Here is a 22,817-nt window from a genome sequence, read left to right as displayed (position 1 = left end):
CTACTCCAAGCTTATTCTTATTAATTATCATGGTTTAAATTTTCGTCATAAATAGGCATTAATTGATAGAAAAATACTAGAACAGGTAAGAATTGTACCTCTTAACGTAAGGTTAACGGGATAACCTAGTGCCGCTTTTATAACAATAAATAGGGACTAGGAATGAAGATTAAACACACCAAAGCACCATTTCGACTAAGCATATTGGCAATATGTACTTCAACATTATTTAGCGCACCAACAACAAGTTATGCTCAAGAGATTGATGCTAAAGACGACATCGAAACCATCGAAGTAAGAGGCATTCGCCGCTCATTAGAAGCGTCTATGAATACCAAACGATTTGCCGACGGTGTTGTCGATGCTATTACCGCAGAAGATATTGGTAAGTTTCCTGATAAAAATATTGGTGATGCACTGCAACGTATTTCAGGGGTAACTGTTGACCGTCAATACGGCGAAGTAAGTGGCGTGACAATCCGTGGTACAGCACCAGAGCAGTCACGAGTGTTATTAAATGGACAAACAGTGGCAAGTACATCTTGGTATGACTTAGGCCCTGCCACACGTACTTTCAATATGGAGCTATTATCGGCTGAGCAAGTATCTGCTGTTGAAGTGTTCAAAACGCCGGAAGCAAATATTGAAGAAGGTGCTCTAGGCGGCACGGTTAACTTAACAACGCGTAAGCCTTTAGACCTTGATACAAATACGCTCATGGTGTCGGCTGAGCTGGCAAGAAGCTCGCTGTACGATGAAACGGATCCTGGCGGTTCTGTGCTATTCAGTTGGAAAGACGATAACGAAAAATTTGGTGTGCTAGCAGCCTATTCATATGAACAGTTAACATCTGGTCGTCATGTATTAGAGTCCATAGGTGGCTACTACGAGTACTTCGCAGAAGATCAAAGTGCAAATCAACAATCAACGGTAGGTGCGTGGAGTATTGGCTCGCAAGCATTTAAAGCAGAGCGTGAGAGAACAAGTGCGCAACTCACGGCACAGTTTACACCAACCGATAATACAGAGTTTGTCGTTGATTATTTTCGTTTTGAATTCGATAACCCGCATGTAAACCATAACTTTTTAACAGTCAGTGCACGTGGTATGGGCTCATCTAATGTTGTTAATAATTCATTAGGGGGAACAGAGCAGGCAACAATCGAGCCTGGGTATGCATCTATTATATACAACCCTGTGGTGCGTAATGCCGTTAACATGAAGGCTGATGTATTAAACCTATCGGGTAAATATGTAGGCGATAGCTTTACTTTATCAGGAGTTATTGGTCAGTCGACATCCGATGGCGGTACTCAGTTTGGTGCATCTTCTTGGTGGATCCCCGCAACAGATGAAGGCGATAAAATTGGTGATCCGGCATTTCCTGATGGACAAAATAGTACCGATGGAGGTTTTACCTATGATGCAACAGGACCCTACCAAGTATGGTTAACATCACTTGATGCGACAGATGCTTCGCAGCTTAAGCATGCACAAGAAGCTAACTATGAAACCACAGTTCAAGAGCATGAAGTGAGCTATGCGCAATTAGATCTTGAATTTATCCTAGACGGCCAATTTTTTACTGCGCTTGAAACCGGTATTAAATTTAATCGCAGTGAGTTTTCTCGGGTCGCGTTTAATCGTAATCCCGATGAAATAATTGGTTTTGTGCCAGACAGTAATTTTGCAAACTGGAGTGGCGGTGTTTTTACAGGCCTACACTCACAATCTTCAGGCCACACACTTGATTCATATGCCTATCTTGATACCGACAAATGGTGGGGGTTTATTTCAGATAAGTACAAAGCCGGTGCGCTCACTGAAGTTGCAAATCTAGGTAATACCTTCTCGGTTGATGAAGATATGATTGCTGTGTACGTAAAAGCCGATTTCGGTGGTGAAAACTATCGCGGTAATATGGGCGTGCGCTATGTTGAAACAGAGCAAACATCACAAGGTTTTGCAGCAGGTCAACAGTTTGAAGAAACCATCGATTACGATAACTTCTTACCAAGCATTAACTTTGCCTATGATTTAACAGATAACATTATTATTCGTGCGGCAGCATCGCAGGTAATGGCGCGTACCAACTACAGTGATTTAAAACCTGGTTTAGCTATTAATGAAAACTTTGGTAATGCAACAGGTGGTAATCCAGATTTAAAACCGTATGAGGCTGATCAAGCTGATTTAGGTATAGAGTATTACTTTACTGATGCATCAATGTTTTCAGCAGCGTTATTTACTAAGCAGATTGAGAATGTTGTTTTCTCAACAGAAGCGGTTGAAACCGTTGATGGCTGTGGTGCGAGCCCAGATCTTTATGATCAATGCCGTGTGACCAGACCGCGTAGTAATGGTGACGGTGAAGTAACAGGTTTAGAGCTACAGCTTCAGCATAGCTTTGATAATGGGATTGGCTTTATAACCAATTACACTTACGTTGATAGCGAAACCAATACCCCTGATAACACCAAAGAAATGGTGCCAGGGGTGTCGGAAAATAGCTTCAATGCGTCATTGTTTTATGAAAATGCTTACATCAGCACTCGACTTGCGTACAACTGGCGCAGCGAGTGGATTGGTGTTGGTGCGGCCCAAGCTGTGAAAAACGATGATTATCAGCAAATTGATGCTTCAATCATTTGGCATGCGATGGAAAATCTTGATGTCAGCCTTGAAGGTGTAAACCTTACCAACGAGGTTATCCAATCATACGATACCAACTATGGTCTTACACAAAATACCATTGAATTTGGTTCTCGTTACTATCTAAGTGTTAGCTATAAATTTTAATGGAGTTAGGCCGTGTAATACGGCCTAAACACCCTATGAAAGAAATTAAAAAGTTAGCAATTTTAGGGGGTGGTACAGCCGGTTGGATGTGTGCTGCTTACCTAAGCAAATTCCACACTGATCTGGATATTACCCTGATTGAGTCGAGTAAAATCGGCGCTATCGGTGTAGGAGAAGGATCTACACCTCATTTAAAACAGTTTATGCAACAGTTGGGGATTGCTGAGCAGCAGTGGATGCCTTATTGCGATGCGACATTTAAAGCGGGTATTTACTTTAAAAATTGGAATGGTGATCACCGTGCTTATTTTCATCCCTTTTATAGTGAGATGGATATCAACACCGCGGAGGTATTTTTTGTAAATGCCAATGCAAGACGTCGCGGTCATGAGCAGTGGTGTGGCCCCGATAGTTATTTTTTAACAGGACATCTTGCAAAAAACGCGTTAAGCCCGAAAGCCAAAAGCCCAATGGTGCGTGAGCAGCACTATGGTTATCACTTTGATGCCAAAAAGTTAGCTCATATTCTAAAGGGCTATGCAATCGAGCGTGGTGTTACACATATTGATGATGAATTTGTTGCAGCAATAACAAATGCTCAAGGTGAAATAAGCGAGCTGAAACTAAAACACTCAGCACCGGTTAATGCTGATTTTTATATTGATGCAAGTGGTTTTAACGCGCGCTTAATTGGTGAAACACTCGGCTGTAGGTTTCAACCTTTTACAGATCAGCTATTAAATGACAGCGCTGTAACTGTAGCGTGCCCACAAAATATGAATCAGCCGCTACAAGCTGCGACACATTCAACTGCGTTGAGTGCAGGTTGGCTTTGGCAAATACCTTTAACCTCACGAGTTGGCACAGGCTATGTTTATAGCTCGGCTTTTCTCTCAAAACAACAGGCAGAGCAAGAGCTTGCAGCAACGCTTAATATTTCAGTGAATGACGTTGAGTTCAGACATGTGTCCATGAAAGTAGGGGCTCGCTCGTCCGCATGGCAAAAAAATGTCATGGCAATAGGCTTAGCACAGAGCTTTATCGAACCTCTCGAGGCGACATCACTGATGGTCACCCAGCAATCTATTTTGTGGCTTAGTAAGGCTATATCAAAAATTCAAACAAGTCCTACACAAACTGAAAAGCTAAGACTACATACCAATCAGCAACTCCATTATTTAGTGAATGGGATTAAAGATTATATTTGTGCGCATTATGCGACATCCAAGCGTCGTGATAGCGCTTACTGGCGTGCTGTAACACAGGCTACTGAGATACCAACTAGGTTAGAGCCATTGTTAGCAGCATGGCGAAACGGCGATGATTTTGATGCTTATTTATATCATCAATACCCAGAAAGCGTTTACTCAAGGCCGAGTTGGTACAGCTTACTGGCAGGTATGGACTATAGAGATAGCGCGTTAAATGCCCCCACTGAAAGCGCTCAACAAGAGATCGATTTAGCCGCTCATGCCTATTTAGAGTCGTTATGTAGCAAGCACTTCGAACCGCACATAATGCAGCTTAAGGCAATGCAGCAAAACAACTTTGAATAGTATTAGTAATCGCTTGATAAATGTCACATGGCTTTAATTTTTTAAGCACACTAAGAATTAAGAGTGGTGATTACCACCCCTTGGATCATTTTGTTTGTCCGCCCACAAGCAAATGCAATCACCACTCTGCTTAATTTAGGTATATAACAATGAAAATTAATTACTTATTAGTAACTTTGTTACTTTTTACATTTTTTACTATCTCTTTTATCACTAACTTGCTGGCACCTTTGTTTCCGGCATTAATAGAAAGCTATGACATAGGCTTGGCACTAGCTGGTTTCTTTGCATTTGCTTTTTTTATTGCGTACGGCGTGATGTCAATTCCCGCGGGCTTATTGGTGCAGCAATTTGGTGAAAAGAAAATCATGCAGCTAGCGTTTTTATTAGCGCTGATTGGCAGTGTTATTTTTGTAACTATGCCGACCTTTTTTGTTGCTATGCTCGCGCTATTTTTGATTGGTTGTGCAATGGCGATGCTGCAAGTTGCTATTAACCCGTTACTCAGAGCCAGTGGCGGTGCACATAACTTTGCGGTGTTATCGGTTGCCGCTCAACTAATGTTTGGCCTCGCTGCGAGCATTTCTCCATTAGTGTATAGCCACATAGCGGGCTCTGCCAACAGAGGTGAGAAGAGTTGGTTACTACAGTGGGTACCAGAGAATATGAGTTGGCTCAGTATGTATTTAATCTTTGCATTGGTTTGTGCCGTGATGTTGGTTGCTGTATCACTTGTACCTATGGCGAAAAAGGCCGACGACAACAGCGAAACGTTACATCTCAAAGACAGCTTAGCGCTTTTAAAAGACCGCACTGTGATTAAGTTCTTTTTTGCTATTGCTGCTTATGTGGCTATTGAACAAGGCGTTGCGAATTCAATTTCAGTTTTTCTAGAAAGATATCATCAAATCGATCCACAAACTCAAGGCGCACAAGTCGTCAGCCATTTTTGGTTAGCACTCACATTAGGCTGTTTATTGGGGATTGTATTATTGAAACTGTTCAACGCTAAGCGTGTATTACAAGGTTTTAGTGTTGCTGCCAGTGCCTGCTTTATTGCTGCAATATTCGGTAGTAAAGAGGTTGCAGTGATGGCTTTTCCTGCGGTTGGATTTTTCTTATCTATTATGTGGTCCGTAATATTTTCTCTTGCCCTGAACTCAGTGTCATATGGGCATGGAGCTGTATCAGGTGTTTTATGTACAGGGATTATCGGTGGAGCGCTTGCATCGCCAACCATCGGTTTGATTAGCGACCTGACTAATAGCTTGCAGTTGGCTCTATTGGTTGTACTTATTCCACTGGTTTACTTATTCAGTGTGGGAATATGGGCCAAGCCACTTGTTAATAATCACACCATTAATATTTTTAAGCGTAACGCGCAAACGTCGATTTAAATAAATTTAGAGTAGAGGCTGAGATGTCAGACACCATTTTATGCGTAGATTTAGGTGGAACTAAAGCACTGGTTGCTCAAGTTGATGAGCAAGGGATCAAGGAAAAACATTACTTTGACGTTGATAGCCACTTAACGAAGCAGCAGATGAATCAATTTTTGTATCGCATAATTGATCACGTGATAGATAAATATTGCAAAGGCATCGTTGTCGGCGTGCCAAGTATGGTGTTACAGCCGACAGGTGTGGTTATTGAAACGATCAATATTCCCCATTGGTATGATGTTCCTTTAAAAACATTATTAGAGAATCGTTTTAACTTACCAGTTCTGATCCATAACGATGCAAATTGCTTTGCGATGGGGGAGTATAAATATTCTCAGGTAAACCCAGACGATAATCTTGTTGGTGTCTGCATTGGCACAGGGCTGGGGGCAGGGCTTATTTTAAATGAGCAACTATACACAGGTAAGCATTCTGCGGCAGGCGAGTTTGGTAGTTTTCCCTATTTAGATGGCATTATCGAAGACTACACATCTGGGCAGTTTTTTAAAAATCAACAAACCACAGGTCGGGCAGCTTATAACAACGCACTTAACGGTGACACTCAATCATTGCGTTTATTTACGCAGCTAGGGCAGCACCTTGCGCATGCCATTAATCAGGTAATACTTGCCTTTAACCCAGATAAAGTTGTGTTGGGTGGGTCTGTTGCTCAATCCCACGCGCTATTTATGCCTGCGCTTAAATCGGAACTCGCCTTACTGGTGCAGCCCATTATTATGCAGTCGCTGCAAATTACCATTAGTGAGCTTGGCGACAATGCGCCATTACTCGGTGGTTATGAGTTATTTCAACTTGCTGCATCTGAAACGAATTTATTGGAACAAGCATCATGAACAAGGTTATTTTATCGGTTATAGCAGGGTTGCTATTGTTGACTCATTCAGCCCAAAGTGCGACTCAAGCAGAGTTAAATCATTTAGCAGAGAGTCTACAAGTAAATTATCAGTTGATAGATGCAAACCCCGTAAACTGCCCAGCTCCACATGAAAAGCAGTGTTATTTGTCAGCGCTTACATTTACCTCTAGCACTGATATTGACCCACAACAGTGGCACATTTACTTTAGCCAATTAATGCCTGTTTATAAGGTCGATTCGAAGTGGTTTGATATTGAACATATCAATGGTGATATTCATCGTATTTCGGCTAAACAAGCATTTAAAGATATGCCGGCAAATACCGCATTTGCAGTACAGTTTTATAGCCAAGAGTCGCAAATTACTCGTTCAGAATTTTTACCTAACTTTATACTCGCTGCACCAGGGCTTGATAGTAAGGTTATTGCCAGTACTAAAACATCTGTCGATAATGAAACACAGCTTGAGCTACAGCCGTACTTGCAACCTTTCATCACTGATGCACAACTACAAGTGAGCGATGACGATGAAACGCCTTGGATGGGCGCAAATTATCTTTATGATAGCTACACAAAACCGACATTTAAAACAGCTCCGTTAGGGTTAATCCCTTCACCTATAAAACTTGAGCAGCTTTCAAGCTCGCGTATTGATTTGAGCAAAGGCATAAAGGTCGTAGCTAAAAAGTCGCATTATATTGCTCTCATACCGGCATTAAAGCGATTAGCCAAGTTAGGAGTACCACAATCGAAAGAGGGGGTTGTGATTAATGTATCGCAGCAATTAACGTCTCAGTTACCTGATGCGTATGAACTTACCTTACGTAATAACGCTATAACTATAAATGCAAACAATACAAGTGGTGCTTTTTATGCCTTACAAAGTCTTGCAGCCTTAATAAGCTTAGATGATTTAACCTTACCTGAGTTGAGAATTACAGACGGCGCTAGGTATGAGTACAGAGGCATGCATATCGATGTGGCCCGTAATTTTAGATCAAAGGCTTTTATTTTAAATACGATAGAGCAAATGGCTGCGTATAAATTAAATAAGCTTCATTTACATCTAGCTGATGACGAAGGCTGGCGTTTGCAGATTGCGGATCTTCCTGAACTAACCTCTGTAGGAGCAAATAGGTGTTTTGATTTAACAGAGCAAACTTGCCTGCTACCTCAGCTTGGTGCTGGCATAAATGCTAACTCTGGAATAAATGGCTACTATAGTCGCGCTGACTATATTGAAATTTTACAGCACGCTAAAAAACATTTTGTTGAAGTGATCCCCTCATTTGATATGCCTGGGCACTCTCGAGCAGCAGTTGTTGCAATGGAGGCACGTTTTAATCATTTTATGGCATTAAATAAACCAGCCCTTGCAAAGCAATATCGACTTACCGAGCCTGAAGACACTACCGTATATAGCTCTATCCAACATTACAAAGACAACACGCTGAATGTATGCCTTGATACCACTTATGACTTTATCGATAAAATATTAGACGAGGTTATTACACTTCATAAAGAGGCGGGTGTGCCTTTAAATACATACCATATTGGTGCCGATGAAACAGCGGGAGCTTGGCTACAATCCCCAAGTTGTATCGCATTACAGCAAAAAACCAAGATACACTCGTTTAATGGTTACTTTATTGAAAGAATCGCTAAGCTCGTTGCTGATAAAGGCTTAAATGTGGCGGGGTGGAGCGATGGTTTAAGTGATGTGAATGTAAACAATATGCCCAGTAATGTGCATTCCTACGCGTGGGCAACATTAAGTGACGAAGGTCACAAGGTCGCGCATAACCACATAAACAATGGTTGGAAAGTCGTTGTGACCAGCCCTGATGTTACCTATTTTGACTTTCCTTATCAGTCACACCCACAAGAAAGAGGAAATCATTGGGCAAGTCGTGCTATAGACAGTAAAAAAGTCTTCTCTTTTATGCCGGATAACTTACCCGCACACGCGCAAATTTGGCGCTCTGTGAAGCATCAAACCTACGTCGCCGATGATAGCCAATCAGCAAGAACGGCGGATGCATACGGCATTCAAGGACATTTATGGTCTGAACTATTACGAAGCGATCAACAAGCTGAGTACATGATGTACCCTCGTTTGTTTGCTCTTGCCGAGCGAGCATGGCACAAAGCTGAGTGGGAACTTGATTATAAAAAGGAAGGCGCTATTTATAGTCATAAAACTCAACAGTTCACTCTAGCCATGCAGCAACAAAAAGAGCAAGACTGGCAACACTTTGCAGCCCTTGTTGGGTTTAAAGAGCTTGCCAAGCTTGAGCAAGCAGGGCGCTTTTATCGTATTCCCACAGTCGCAGCCAAAAAGACGGACAGTGGCATTGATGCGTTTGTTCCCTATCCAAATATTGCTATCGAGTATCAAGATAAGTTAGGAAATTGGCATCGTTACGATAGCCATAATAAACCTTTGCAAGCTGTCAAAGTAAGAGCGAAGAGTATCAATAATGACAGGGCTGGCCGTGCTTTAAAACTAACTAATTAAATCAAAGTACTGTCGATTTTTAAAGCCGCAATTAGCCTGCTGATTGCGGCTTTTTCATGTTGTGTATACAGCAAAATGATAGCGCTGTCATTTTTGTTAGTGTATGATTAAATTTTTGTGATTGGTATGGAAATTAAACGGCAGAAAGCTGCTATTATGACCCGCCAAATAAAAATAATTAACCAAGAGAACAATTATGGAAGCAACGGTTGAGTGTGACAACAACACAAAACAAAGCATCTGGCTGCCAATGGTATTGGCCGGCTCGATGTTTTTTATTCTAGGGTGTATAACCTGGCTTAATGGCGCAATTACACCATTTTTACAACAAATGCTTGAGCTATCGCCGTTACAAGCTTCGTTTATTATCTCCTCATTTTATATTGCTGTAACCGTTGCCGGTATTCCATCTGCAATGCTTATAAAACGAGTTGGCTATAAAAACGGTATGGCGATTGGTTGCGCTATTATGGCCTTGTCGGCGTTAATGTATATTCCGGCTGCTAAACTGCAAATGATCGAAATCTTTTTGTTTGCTCAGTTAATGATTGGTGTTGGACAAACTGTTTTACAAACTGCTGTTAACCCGTATGTGGTTAAAATGGGCTCTGAAAAGTCAGCCGCAGTGCGTGTTTGTATTATGGGCTTATTAAATAAGTTTGCGGGTGTGATCGTGCCTGTTATTTTTGCCGCTGTGGTTGTAAGTGGTGTAGTGGATGGTGCGGGTAAACTATCGCAAGAACAAAAAGACATGATGGCGAACAGCCTTATCATGCCTTATGTGTTGATTGCTGGTTTAATCATGCTATTTGCGGCATTTGCTAAATTTGCCCCATTACCTGATTTAGTGTTTGATGAAGATGAATCATCAAATGGCAAAGGCGAAATTAAAGAAACCCTAGCACACCCACATTTGGTTTTAGGTGTTGTTGGTATTGCGCTATACGTTGCTGTTGAAGTGATTGCCGCTGATACTATCGGTTCGTACGCGTTGCAAATTGGTGTAGCTGACTACTCAGTGATGACCTCATATACTATGGCGTGTATGTTAATTGGCTATGCAATTGGTATTTTAACTATCCCACGCTTTATGAGCCAGCAAACTGCGTTATTAATGTCGGGTATTGCCGGTATTATCACAGTCTTGTTAGTGGTTATGGGTAGCAACGACTCATTCATCATCTCAAACTTTTTATTAGTGCCATTTGGTGGCCCAGAGCTTCCAGATCCTCTTTTATGTATTGCTTTACTCGGTTTTGCTAATGCTATGGTGTGGCCTGCAATTTGGCCTTTAGCGCTTGCAGGCTTGGGCCGTTTAACTGGCACAGCCTCAGGGTTATTGATCATGGGTATTGCTGGTGGTGCATTAGGTCCTTTATTAATTGGCCTTGGGAACGTGGCTGGCCTTGGTGCACAAGGCGCATACATTGTGATGATCCCAAGCTATGTATTTATCTTATTCTATGCCTTAAAAGGTCATAAGATGAGAAGTTGGAAATAACTTGGTGTAATAATTCAAGTTAGGCAAAGCCGCGGTACGCCCATCACCGCGGCTTTTTTATTTCGTATAGATTATCTGCTTTTATAAACGCGCCATGCAAGCATAACGCCTACGCAATGGTAGAAACCCCACCGTAGGCGCGACATTTATTTCGCGCGATTTATCTCATAAATTTTGCTCATATAAACGCGCCATGCAAGCATAAGGCTTACGCAATGGTAGAAGCGCCACCGTAGGCGTGAAATTTATTTCGTGCGAATTTATTCCACAAAAAAGCCGTGGGATTTTCATCACACGGCTTTTAAACTTTCGCTAAGTCGTTTTATTAGAACGAGTAGCTGTAACCTAGTTGTAGGGTACGTGGTTTACCTGTTTGAATACCACCATGAGCGCGGTTTGCAACGTAAGTCTTATCAAACAAGTTATCTACAGTTAGATATACTTTTTGTTTGTCGTCGATAAGGTATTTAGCTGCTAAATCCCATACTACACGGCTGTCGATTGCATTGCGGCCTGAGTCTGATAGGTCTGCATGCGCATCTGAAACATAGCGCATTTGCGTATCGAATACGAAGCTTGAGAATGCAGCACCAACAGAAAGGGCTAGCTGGTTTTCAGGCACGTATGGCATTTCATCACCACTTGTTACACTTCCCCATAGGTCAGATTCAAAATCGTTTTCGAACTCAGAGTCTGTGTATGTGTATGTTAAGCGAACAGGGAATGATGCTGCATTGCTTGTAAATACTTTACCCGCGCTTAGCTCAAAACCAGATACTGATACTTCACCATAGTTGTATTGGTCGCCAATGTTGTCATCGCTACAACCTACAGCTGCAGTACAGTTACCATGCATGTTGCTGTAGTCAGAGTTAAAGTAAATGACTTCACCAGTAATACCAGCGTAATCATAACGACCACCAAGCTCAATATTTACACTCTCTTCTTCTTCTTGGTCAGCGTTACCTGGCGCTGCTGGAGCGTAACCTTTTTGAATACCAGCAAGCAGCGTAAGGTTGTCGTTTAATGTATAAGTTGCGCCAAGTGAAGGCACTAAAATATCGCTGTCGTTGCTGATATCTTTTGTTAGGCCATTAGAGCGTGTTGGATCAGACTTAGACCACTCTTCACGTGTAATCGTAATATCTTCGTAGCGTAGGCCAGCATTAATAATTAATGCATCAAGAGTCCATTGATCTTGGATGAAGAATGTTGTCGCCTCAGCGCTATCTACGCGGTTACTATCAGAACCACGTACGCCTCTTTCAGTTAGCGTCATTGAAAGGTCTTGATTTAGCGTGTATGTGTCTTGCCACTGAAAGCGGTCCATCTCGTCTTCATGGTAACGAGCGCCAACAGTAATGTAGTGGTTACCTGCTGGAATGTGGAATTCAGTTTGTAAGCCTTTTGCTTGGTAGTCACGGTTATTTGCTTTTACGCCAATGCCTTCGATCCCTTCGCTTGTTGGGTTTGCTTCAAACTCGCTGTATTGCTCAAGGTAGCTTGTACCCACTTTACTTGCTTTATACCAGTTACGGTGAAAGTCGTTTACATAAGCCGTAGCCAGTAGTTCGTAACCGTCACCAAAACGATATGCATAGTTTAGTTGATACGCATTGTGGCGTGTATTCATTTCATCGTTTTGTGATGCTGCATAACGACGGTATGGACTTTCTTTGTAATCTGCATCTGTTAAGCCCATATATGTTTCATCAGAGCGCTCATCAGAATACTTTAGTTTCATTTCTAGGCTATGGGCTTCGTTGTCGCCAAAATCAAAACCAAATTTTAATAGTAAGTCATTTTTCTCAAAGCCAGTGTTGTCACTGCCAACAGGTAGATCTTTAAAGCCATCAGCACCATAAGAGAAAACTTCAACTAAGCCAGCGGCATTGTTTTTCTTTTTACCGTAGTAAGCGTGGCCTTTATAAAAACCATCACTACCAAGCTCGGCATTAAACAATCCTTTAGAGCCTTCTGTTGGTAAACTACGAGAAACTAAGTTTAAAACACCACCTGTTGTACGAGGACCATATTTAACAGAGGCTGCACCTTTTAGTACTTCGATAGACTCCATACGACCCATAGTAGGGAAGTAATAAGCTGAAGGGGCAGAATATGGAGCAGGGGCTACAAGTACGCCGTCTTCCATTACAGATATTTTATCATTACGAGAAGTGCCCGTGCCGCGCATGCCAATATTTGGGCGAAGGCCATAGCCATCTTCCTCTTGTACATAAACGCCAGGTACTGAGCTTAATACACGTGAGATGTCAGTGTATTCAAACTTTTCTAGCTCTTGCTCGCTAATAAACGTTGCCGAACCTGGAATATCATTAATAGCCGCAGCTGAGCCAATTACAGTAATTTGCTCAAAGCTTTTTTCTTCTTTTGTTGCATCTTTTGCAAGTGCATTAGCGCTTAATGATAACGCGATTGCAGTCGAAAGTGCTGAAACAATAAACTTAGATGTCATTGTGTGTCCTGTCTGTGCTTGGTTTTGAAACGCTGTAATTTAAACATGGAAAATAATACGAATCAATCCTATTTGTACTAAAATAGGTACTAATGATTAAGTTTTTGATATAAAAGAGTAAAATGGCTTTATAATAGTATTGTAATACTATACTTTAGCTAGTGTTTTAGGGTGGTTTTACAGGTGGCTTTTAGGTTTTTTGTACAGGAAAGTGCAATAACTTAATGATTGATATCAATATACAGTTTTAACCATGCACGATATTTTGGCTTTTTTTGTGTCGCAAATACTGTTTTTATTGTGATTCAACCTTAGGTTAAGCGCAAGGCTATAAACTCAGCGAGTTTATCTACTGCGTTACCAGCTTCATCAGCACGTTTTATTAAACTAATACCGATTTGACCCAGTTCAGGGAGGTCTTTGGTTTGCAGTTGGTAGCTTAGCTCATTGGGTACGGTACTTTTTGCGAGCACCGTGATGCCTAAGCCTTCTTTTAAGGCGGCAGTCAGGCCAGTTAAGTCGGCATTACTGTAGGCTATGCGGTATTTAATACCCGCACTTTGTAGTGCTTCGATTGCACGGCGGCGATAAATACACCCTTCAGGAGCGGTTACAAGCGTTACCACATCATTTTGCGCAAGGTTTAAATCACCTACCCAAACTAGCTGGTCTTGCATAAAAATAGGGAACTTGGCAGATTCGAGCTCTTCGTTTAATGCCAGTACTAAATCGAATTGATCTTGGCGCGAGACCGACAATAAATGTTTACTCAATCGTGAGCGCACTTCGAGCGATACGTCAGGGTAGAGGGCAACAAAGTCACCAATGATCGACGGTAAAATACGTGCAGCAAATTCACTGGGGATCCCTAAGCGCACTTTACCGGTGACGTTTTCGCTGGTGAACTGCTGTAAAATGGCATCGTTTTGTTGCAGCATTTGCTTAGCTAGTGGCATAAGCAATTCACCATATTGATTAAGCACTTGGCGCTGCCCTTGTTTTTTAAACAGCTTATGGCCAAGCATGTCTTCTAGGCGCTTTATTTGTAAGCTCACAGCCGGTTGTGATAGCCCTAATAACTCACCCGCTTTGGCAAAGCCGCCTACTTCAACAACGGTGACTAGGGTACGTAAACTGTCGGTAGAAATATTTTTCATAAAAAAAATCTATTTATAGGGCTATATATATAAGCATTATTTATCAATTGATAAATAATTACAATTTGTTGTTGTATGCACGGCGCAATATACTTCAAGCATTAACGATTGATAGGTGTCACATATGACTTTTACGCCAATAATGTTTGCTCGCCACAGCCAAGCTGAGACCCCAGCAGACAACGTGCTACAAGCAAATAACGATACTGCCATTATGGACTTTAGTGGCACTGAAGCAATCCCATTTTTAACGGCTATTTTAGGTCTTGATATTAATAAGCTAACCGCCAGCGGTTTAGGCTTACGTAGTTCATTAGACGATGACCTAACAAGCAGCTACGCTTATGCCCTGTATTACTTTAACGAAACTGCATTTCGTTTTGTGCTAGGTAAAGATGCCAGCGTGCAATTACAGTCGCTTATTAATGAGCAACAACTACGTTACGACATTGATTATGTAATGCGTGACGACTTAAGCGCGTTAACCTTAAGTGGTGAGCAAGCGTTTGATGCCTTGGTCGACAGCTTTAAACTTACGCCAGGGCTGCGTTTATCAGACATGCGCAGTTGCTATGGTGCACAAAGCGGTGAAGTATTTATAACCGCTATAGACAACCAAGCAACACAGCAATTTCAGCTGGTGGCGCGCCAAGCAGAGCTTGATAAATGGCAAACGCACTTACAGCAGCTCGGCTTTGATTTAGCCTTAGCCAACGTTGCTTAAAATAGAAAGTTTTTAAAACAGCTATACACTTGGGTGTTTAGCTGTTTTTTAGTTACAAAATCGCAATTTGGGTGTGACAACTGTGCAACTAATGTATAATCGCCGCCCATGTTATTCCCCCTCATTAAATTGAGGCCACGCCCCACAACTTGTGGGTTAATTTAAAAGTGAAGGAATATTATGACTTCTAAAACAGTTTTACATGCTAAGCACCTAGAAGCTGGCGCAAAAATGGTTGATTTCCACGGCTGGGAAATGCCAATCAACTACGGCTCACAAATCGAAGAGCATAATGCGGTTCGCACAGATGCAGGTATGTTTGACGTATCTCACATGACTATTGTTGATGTTCAAGGCGAGCAAGCGCAAGCATTCTTACGTAAGCTTGTTGCAAACGACGTTGCTAAGTTAACTGTACCAGGTAAAGCACTTTACACAGGTATGCTTAATGAAGAAGGCGGCGTTATTGACGACCTGATCATCTACTTCTTCTCAGAAACTGACTATCGTTTAGTAGTTAACTCAGCAACACGTGAAAAAGATTTAGCACATTTAGCTAAAGTGTCGGCTGATTTTGCCGTAACGGTTACTGAGCGTCCTGAGTTTGCAATGGTTGCCGTTCAAGGCCCTAACGCACGCGCTAAAACAGCAACTTTACTTAACGCAGAGCAACAAGCTGCTGTTGAAGGTATGAAGCCTTTCTTTGGTGTGCAAGCAGGTGATTTATTTATTGCGACAACAGGCTATACTGGCGAAGATGGTTATGAAATCGTAGTACCTAACGATCAAGCTGCTGATTTATGGCAACAACTTCTAGACGCAGGCGTAGCGCCAGCTGGTCTAGGTGCGCGTGATACATTACGCCTTGAAGCAGGTATGAACCTTTACGGCCTAGATATGGACGAAAGCGTTTCTCCACTTGCTGCAAACATGGCGTGGACAATCGCATGGGAGCCAGAAGATCGTAAGTTTATCGGTCGTGAAGTATTAGAGCAGCAACGCGCTGACAAGAGCACAGACAAACTAGTCGGTTTAGTGCTTGAAGAAAAAGGCGTATTGCGTAGCGGTTTAAAAGTCATCGTTGAAGGTGGTGAAGGGGTGATTACCTCTGGTACATTCTCACCAACGCTTGGTCACAGTGTTGCGCTTGCACGCGTTCCGCGTTCAACTGGCGAAACAGCCCAAGTAGAGATGCGTAAAAAACTGGTTAACGTTAAGGTTGTTAAACCTTGCTTTGTACGTAACGGCAAATCAGTTATCTAAACTATAAAAAATTTGGTGTTATCACCTAATAATGCCAATCATGTTGAGTTGTTAGCATGATTGGTAACAGAACCAAAGGAACAAAAAGATGAGCAATATCCCAAGCGAATTAAAATATGCTACTTCACACGAGTGGGTTCGCGACGAAGGTGACGGTACGTTTACTGTAGGTATCACTGAGCACGCACAAGAACTTCTTGGCGACATGGTATTCGTTGAATTACCAGAAGTTGGTGATGAAGTTGACGCGGGTGAAGACTGCGCAGTAGCTGAGTCTGTAAAAGCAGCATCAGACATCTACGCACCAATCGGCGGTGAAATCGTTGCAATCAACGAAGAGCTTGAAGATTCGCCTGAAACAGTAAATAACGACCCGTACACTGACGGTTGGTTATTCCGTATCAAAGCATCTGACACATCAGAGCTTGATAACCTGTTAGACGCTGAAGGCTACACTAACACAATCGACGAAGACTAATTAATTAGTCACGCCGACTAAAAGCCCCGTCTAGATACCTAGCTAATCAACTGCCTAGCTTGGGTTTCACTGGGGCTTTTATGATTTTATAGCTTACGTTTCCATACGCTGTAAGTTACTAAATCAACACGTTTTTAAGTTATTGCCAGTTACCCATTGGCAGTAACCACTTTTTTTTGGATCATAGGAATCTGGACAAATGTCAAACGCCAAATCTCTTGAACAATTAGAGCAAAAGCAAGATTTTATTCGCCGTCACATTGGGCCAAGCCCAGCGCAAGTAAGCGACATGCTGAGCGCTCTTGGAGTATCGAGTGTTGAAGAGCTGATCGGTCAAACGGTACCTGCAAGCATTCGCTTAGAGCAAGGTTTATCAATTGGCGAAAGCCGCACTGAAGTTGAAACACTAAGCTACTTAAAATCAGTAGCAAGCAAAAATAAAGTGTTCAAATCATACATCGGTCAAGGCTACCACCCAACTCACGTACCTCACGTAATTTTACGTAACGTGCTTGAGAACCCAGGCTGGTACACTGCGTATACACCATACCAACCAGAGATTGCACAAGGTCGTTTAGAATCATTATTAAACTTCCAGACTATGACCCTAGACCTAACGGGTCTTGACCTAGCAAGCGCGTCATTACTTGACGAGTCAACGGCTGCGGCAGAAGCAATGGGCCTTGCAAAGCGTGTTGCTAAGTCTAAATCAAACACATTCTTCATCGCTGAAGACGTACACACGCAAACAATCGACGTTGTTGCAACACGTGCAGAGCAATTCGGTTTTGACGTTATCGTTGGTAAAGCAGCTGAAGCACTAGACCACGACATTTTTGGTGCGTTATTCCAATACCCATCAACAACGGGTGAAATCACTGACGTAACCGATTTAATCGCTGGCGTACAAAGCAAAAAAGCGATTGCCTGTGTTGCTGCAGACATCATGAGCTTATTACTGCTTAAAGCACCAGGTAAACTAGGTGCAGACGTAGTGCTTGGTTCAGCACAGCGTTTTGGTGTACCTATGGGTTACGGTGGTCCACACGCTGCATTCTTCGCAACACGCGACAAGTACAAGCGTTCACTACCAGGCCGTATTATTGGTGTTTCTAAAGACCGTTTAGGTAACGACGCACTACGTATGGCAATGCAAACACGTGAACAACACATTCGTCGTGAAAAAGCCAACTCAAACATCTGTACAGCGCAAGTACTACTCGCGAACATGGCAGCGTTCTACGCGGTTTACCACGGTCCACAAGGCCTTAAAACGATTGCTGAGCGTATCCACCGTTTTGCAGATATCTTAGCGGCAGGCTTAAAAGCGAAAGGCGTAAACCTTAAGCACGACACATGGTTCGATACACTGACTGTTGTTGCAGATAATAAAGACGAAATCGTTGCACGTGCAGTAGAGCACGGCGTTAACTTTGCGTCTAACCGCGCAGGTGAATACTCAATTTCTGTATCAGAAACAACAACGCGTGCAGACGTAGCTGAGTTATTCGACATCATCTTAGGTGAAGATCACGGCCTAAGCGTTGATGCGCTAGCAAACGAAATCGAAGTAAACGGCAGCAACTCAATTCCTGCAAGCCTAGTACGCGATGACGAAATTTTAACGCACCCTAACTTTAACTCGTACCACAGCGAGACTGAAATGTTGCGTTACATCAAGCGCCTAGAGAACAAAGATTTAGCGCTTAACCACTCAATGATCTCATTAGGTTCATGTACAATGAAACTTAATGCGACAGCTGAGATGATCCCAATCACTTGGCCTGAGTTTGCAAACTTACACCCATTCTGCCCACTTGATCAGGCAGCGGGTTACCAAATCATGATGACAGAACTACATGATTGGTTAGTAAACATCACAGGTTACGATGCAGTTTCACTACAACCTAACTCAGGTGCACAAGGTGAATACGCAGGCTTAATCGCGATTCGTAAATACCATGAGTCACGCGGTGAAGGTCACCGTAACGTATGTTTGATCCCAAGTTCAGCGCACGGTACAAACCCCGCGTCTGCACAAATGGCAAGCATGAAAATCGTGGTTGTTGACTGTGATAAAAACGGTAACGTTGATATGGCAGACCTTAAAGCGAAAGCCGAAGAGGTATCTGAAAACTTATCTTGTATCATGATCACTTACCCATCTACACACGGTGTTTACGAAGAAACAATTCGTGAAATCTGTGACATCGTGCATCAGCACGGCGGTCAAGTGTACATGGACGGCGCAAACATGAACGCGCAAGTAGGTGTTACAAGCCCAGGTTCAATCGGTTCTGACGTATCGCACCTTAACCTACACAAAACATTCTGTATTCCACACGGTGGTGGTGGTCCAGGTGTTGGCCCTATCGGTGTTAAATCTCACCTAGCGCCATTTATGCCTAACCACAGCGTAATTAATGTAGCTGGCACAAACATCGGTAACGGTGCGGTTTCTGCAGCTCCTTACGGCTCAGCAGCTATTTTACCAATCTCGTGGGCATACATTGCCATGATGGGCTCTGAAGGCTTAAAACAAGCAACAGAAATGGCTATCGTGAACGCTAACTACTTATCTGAGAAGCTAAGCGAGCACTACCCAATTTTATACCGTGGCCGTAACAACCGCGTTGCGCACGAGTGTATTGTTGACCTACGCCCACTCAAAGAGCAAACAGGCATCTCTGAAATGGACGTAGCTAAACGTCTACAAGACTACGGCTTCCATTCACCAACGATGTCATTCCCAGTAGCTGGCACACTAATGATTGAGCCAACTGAGTCTGAGTCTAAAGTTGAGATCGACCGTTTCATCGAAGCAATGGTGTCAATCAAGTCAGAAATCGACCGTATCGCATCTGGCGAATGGTCAATTGAAAACAACCCGCTCGTGTTTGCACCGCACACACAAGCAGACGTACTAGGCAATGAGTGGAACCGTGCATACGACCGTTTCTACGCAGCATTCCCAGTACCAAGCGTAGCAAAAGACAAATTCTGGCCTACAGTAACGCGTATCGATGACGTATACGGCGACCGTAACCTAGTTTGTTCATGCCCAGCGGTTGAGACATACCGTGACTAAGGTTTGATTAAATTCAAATGCCAAAAAGCCGTTGCAGCAATGCAACGGCTTTTTTGTGTTTTGGAGAAAGTTAGCGAAGGGAAAGGGAGTTATCAGCTTTCAGCCGTCAGCTGTCAGATTAAAACTAATAAACTGACCCTAAGATCTACTTTCAGGTCAAATAAGAGTTAGCAAATATAAATATCCATTAATTAATGGTAGCTTTTCTCAGTTTATTGTTTTTTGCCATAATTTCTTTTTGCCGATGCTATAGCTTTTAGTGTGTTTTTCTTCAATTCTGGCTGCATTTCCTCTAATGGATTACTTAACCATGCAGGTTCAAGACCCCGCTTAGAGGCTTCTTCTAATAGAGGCTTGTATTGATTTTGTATAAAAATATAAAAAATCTCACATCTTCGAGCTCTTAATTTAATTCTTGAAACTATGTCTCTTTCATCCACGATACTTTGAGATATTTCTTTTAATTCATTCCAAACAGTTTTATCAGAAATGAATGTATCCATAAGGATATTCTCGATAAATGTGAAGTCTGATATTAAACTTCTTATTATATGTCCGCCTAATCTACTCGCAAAATAACCACTATTTATATCTGCCTTACCATGGGACTTAGTGTGTATGAACCTCTTTTCGCAAAGGTCCGTTAATACATCCATTGTATCAGCTTCAGAAAAACCAATCGCTTTTAAGTTATCCCTGATAACAGGACCCTCAATAAAACCGGCTCCATTACTACTGCTTTGCTTAACCAATGCGCTTAAAACAAAAAGTCTAAGTAGTTCCCCATTAGAGCGACCAAGCCTAGAATCTAAAGGGTTGCCTATTACAGAATATTCTTCACTATAAACAGATTGATTACCAAGTAGTATAGAACGAAATGCTTCCTGTTTAGGTAGGGTATATCTGTGTGTTGTTCGGAAAGTTTGCAATGCTTTTGCTGGATCTGTATATCCTCTTGCTAAAAACTCACGGGTCATCCTGAGTGCAAGTCTTACGTCATGATTTGATAATACATCAATTCTTTCACCTATCTCTGTTCCCAATACTGAACTTTTTACAATATCTATGAATATAGATAAGTCCTCAACTTTAAAATCAGCACCATTTAGTGCCGTAAAACTCCCATTTTTGCCAGACAGCATTTGGCCTGTAAGGAAAAAGCGACGAGATAAAACTGACGGTATTTCAGGTGGTTCAATATGGATAGGATCAAAATCAAAAGCATCGAATGTCGGTGAATTTCTATGTTCGACGTAGGTTGATTCTCTCATTGCTATAATTAAATTGATATTTAATCGGCCTGCAAGGGCAATTGCATCTGAAAAAATTTCAGATTGAGTGTTGTCATCCTCAAATTGGTCTATGTTATCTATTACCAAAAATACTGGGCTATTTTTTGCTGCGTAAGTGATTAATTTGTCAACATATGGATCGATATTGTTATAATCTTGCATTATTAATTCAGTGATTTTCTCCTTAAAACTATCTTCATCACCTGAAATTAAAAACATTGGTCCATCTTTTAATGATTCTATCTCTTGACTATAAGCATGTTTGATTGACCGGTTATAATCCTTGAAAAAACAATCATTCTTTATGTATTCGAATAAAGCACTGTAAATAAAACTTATAGGGTTCTCATTTTTCGAAAAGTTTCTAAAGTCAATATCAATCCAATGAGGGTAAGGTCTGCTGGTAGTTTTTTCAAAGTAAACTGCAGATGCAACTCTTCTTGTGTATTGTAGAAATGTTGTTTTGCCAGTTCCAACTGTACCCAGAATGAGTATTGCAAGAGGTCTTGCTGTTGAAGTAGCTGAGCTAAGGGAGTCGGATAGAGAAGAAGATTCTCTTTTTCTCATAGGCCTCTTAGGCTGAGAAGAAAACAATGGTTCTCTTTTTTGTAAATGCATTTGAATTCGACTGTCGAATTTTTGTCTGTCAGCATTTTTTACATAGCATTTTTCTAGCAGATCTTTGTCCGAATTTATAATTGAATCTGAAAAAGCACTTATAACCTCATTTTCAATTAAGGGATAAATAGGGTTTGCTGTTCTAGTTCCTGAACCTCTAAAAAATTTATTAAGCCTCCTTTCTTCGAATTGGTCTGTGTTTCTTCCGAGTAACTCAATAGCAAGGTTTCCATCAATTACCCCATCCCTAGATAATAAACTCTTAAAATAATCTAGCTCTTCTCCTAAAATTCTTTCTAGAGAATCAAAAACTATTGCTGATGATGAAGAAAAGGGAATTTGATCTGTTCGTACGGCAGGGAAAATAATCCATTGATTTCCATTAGTTACTACCGCAAAGGGGATCGACTTTTTTCTGCAGTAATTCCTAGCTTGTTTTATTGCATCACCTGTTTTTCCTTCCATGATATTCCCGCTTAATTTTACTTTTTTTTGCTTAGGAATAGATTGAAAAGTGATACCAATCCGCTTTGCTTCTATAAGAATTGAGGTATCAGCAGTTCTGATGATGTAGTCAGCATAAGTTGTTTGGTTATCTTCTGAAACTCGTTCTTCATATGCTATGTCGAGGTCATCCCAACCAAGGATATCTTCAACTATTCGATCTATAACTTTTTTTCTGGTTTCTGCTTCGTTAGAGTCATGAAGCTCCACTTTGATACTTCGATCTAGTATATTTTTAATAAGTTCGCTCACTATTAACATCCTGTTTGATTAAGCATTACGTAAATGCCTTAAGATAAGCTACATAACTTAACTATAAATATATCTACAGTGCTATATATTTATGTATTTATTAAACTAATATCACATATGCTTCTCTGAAACTCAATAAAATATAAGCTTATTAATAGCTAATTAATATTCACTTCCATCAGTTTCATTAATGAAGTGATCAAGTTTTTTCCTAACCCTTTACCAACCCATAACCAACACTATGCTGTTAGCACCTAGCACCTAGCACCTAGC

General features: G+C 41.6%; 13 protein-coding genes. 10 read left to right on the top strand and 3 right to left on the bottom strand.

Annotated features, from left to right (window positions below):
• Positions 1 to 162 precede the first annotated feature (162 nt).
• The 6 genes from L3V38_RS12180 (at position 163) to L3V38_RS12155 (ending at position 10,692) form a co-directional block, all read left to right on the top strand.
• Positions 163 to 2,799 carry a TonB-dependent receptor gene (locus L3V38_RS12180; RefSeq protein ID WP_237119579.1) on the top strand — a complete coding sequence of 879 codons (2,637 nt, stop codon included), beginning with the start codon at positions 163 to 165 and terminating at the stop codon, positions 2,797 to 2,799.
• Between the two features lie 35 nt (positions 2,800 to 2,834).
• Positions 2,835 to 4,355: a tryptophan halogenase family protein gene (locus L3V38_RS12175; protein ID WP_237119578.1), complete on the top strand. Its 1,521-nt coding sequence runs from the start codon at positions 2,835 to 2,837 to the stop codon at positions 4,353 to 4,355.
• Between the two features lie 149 nt (positions 4,356 to 4,504).
• Positions 4,505 to 5,752: an MFS transporter gene (locus L3V38_RS12170; protein WP_237119577.1), complete on the top strand. Its 1,248-nt coding sequence runs from the start codon at positions 4,505 to 4,507 to the stop codon at positions 5,750 to 5,752.
• A 23-nt stretch (positions 5,753 to 5,775) separates the two neighbouring features.
• Positions 5,776 to 6,651: an ROK family protein gene (locus tag L3V38_RS12165; protein WP_237119576.1), complete on the top strand. Its 876-nt coding sequence runs from the start codon at positions 5,776 to 5,778 to the stop codon at positions 6,649 to 6,651.
• Positions 6,648 to 9,191 carry a family 20 glycosylhydrolase gene (locus L3V38_RS12160; protein ID WP_237119575.1) on the top strand — a complete coding sequence of 848 codons (2,544 nt, stop codon included), beginning with the start codon at positions 6,648 to 6,650 and terminating at the stop codon, positions 9,189 to 9,191. Before L3V38_RS12165 ends, L3V38_RS12160 begins: the two co-directional genes overlap by 4 nt.
• Positions 9,192 to 9,387: 196 nt before the next feature.
• Positions 9,388 to 10,692 (top strand): MFS transporter, encoded by a 1,305-nt coding sequence (locus tag L3V38_RS12155; RefSeq protein WP_237119574.1) that lies wholly within the window; start codon positions 9,388 to 9,390, stop codon positions 10,690 to 10,692.
• A 325-nt stretch (positions 10,693 to 11,017) separates the two neighbouring features.
• On the opposite strand, the gene L3V38_RS12150 is transcribed toward L3V38_RS12155, so the two are convergent.
• Entirely contained in the window at positions 11,018 to 13,168 is a 2,151-nt protein-coding gene (locus L3V38_RS12150) for a TonB-dependent receptor (protein WP_237119573.1), read from the bottom strand.
• Between the two features lie 311 nt (positions 13,169 to 13,479).
• Positions 13,480 to 14,325 carry a LysR family transcriptional regulator gene (locus L3V38_RS12145; RefSeq protein ID WP_237119572.1) on the bottom strand — a complete coding sequence of 282 codons (846 nt, stop codon included), beginning with the start codon at positions 14,323 to 14,325 and terminating at the stop codon, positions 13,480 to 13,482.
• A gap of 124 nt (positions 14,326 to 14,449) precedes the next feature.
• On the opposite strand from L3V38_RS12145, the gene L3V38_RS12140 reads away from it, so the two are divergent.
• The 4 genes from L3V38_RS12140 (at position 14,450) to gcvP (ending at position 19,878) form a co-directional block, all read left to right on the top strand.
• Positions 14,450 to 15,049, top strand: a complete 600-nt coding sequence (locus tag L3V38_RS12140; protein WP_062570363.1) for a hypothetical protein — start codon at positions 14,450 to 14,452, stop codon at positions 15,047 to 15,049.
• 180 nt (positions 15,050 to 15,229) lie between these two features.
• Positions 15,230 to 16,312, top strand: a complete 1,083-nt coding sequence (gcvT, locus tag L3V38_RS12135; RefSeq protein WP_237119571.1) for a glycine cleavage system aminomethyltransferase GcvT — start codon at positions 15,230 to 15,232, stop codon at positions 16,310 to 16,312.
• Between the two features lie 88 nt (positions 16,313 to 16,400).
• Positions 16,401 to 16,790 (top strand): glycine cleavage system protein GcvH, encoded by a 390-nt coding sequence (gene gcvH / locus L3V38_RS12130; RefSeq protein ID WP_130151112.1) that lies wholly within the window; start codon positions 16,401 to 16,403, stop codon positions 16,788 to 16,790.
• A gap of 199 nt (positions 16,791 to 16,989) precedes the next feature.
• Entirely contained in the window at positions 16,990 to 19,878 is a 2,889-nt protein-coding gene (gene gcvP / locus L3V38_RS12125) for an aminomethyl-transferring glycine dehydrogenase (RefSeq protein ID WP_237119570.1), read from the top strand.
• Positions 19,879 to 20,090: 212 nt separating this feature from the next.
• On the opposite strand, the gene L3V38_RS12120 is transcribed toward gcvP, so the two are convergent.
• Positions 20,091 to 22,544, bottom strand: a complete 2,454-nt coding sequence (locus L3V38_RS12120; protein ID WP_237119569.1) for a P-loop NTPase fold protein — start codon at positions 22,542 to 22,544, stop codon at positions 20,091 to 20,093.
• Positions 22,545 to 22,817: the final 273 nt, after the last annotated feature.

Origin of the sequence: Pseudoalteromonas sp. L1, from assembly GCF_021728095.1 — a bacterium.
Classification (GTDB): domain Bacteria; phylum Pseudomonadota; class Gammaproteobacteria; order Enterobacterales; family Alteromonadaceae; genus Pseudoalteromonas.
Note: the sequence above shows the minus strand (reverse complement) of the source record. Positions and strands in the feature narration are given on the sequence as shown.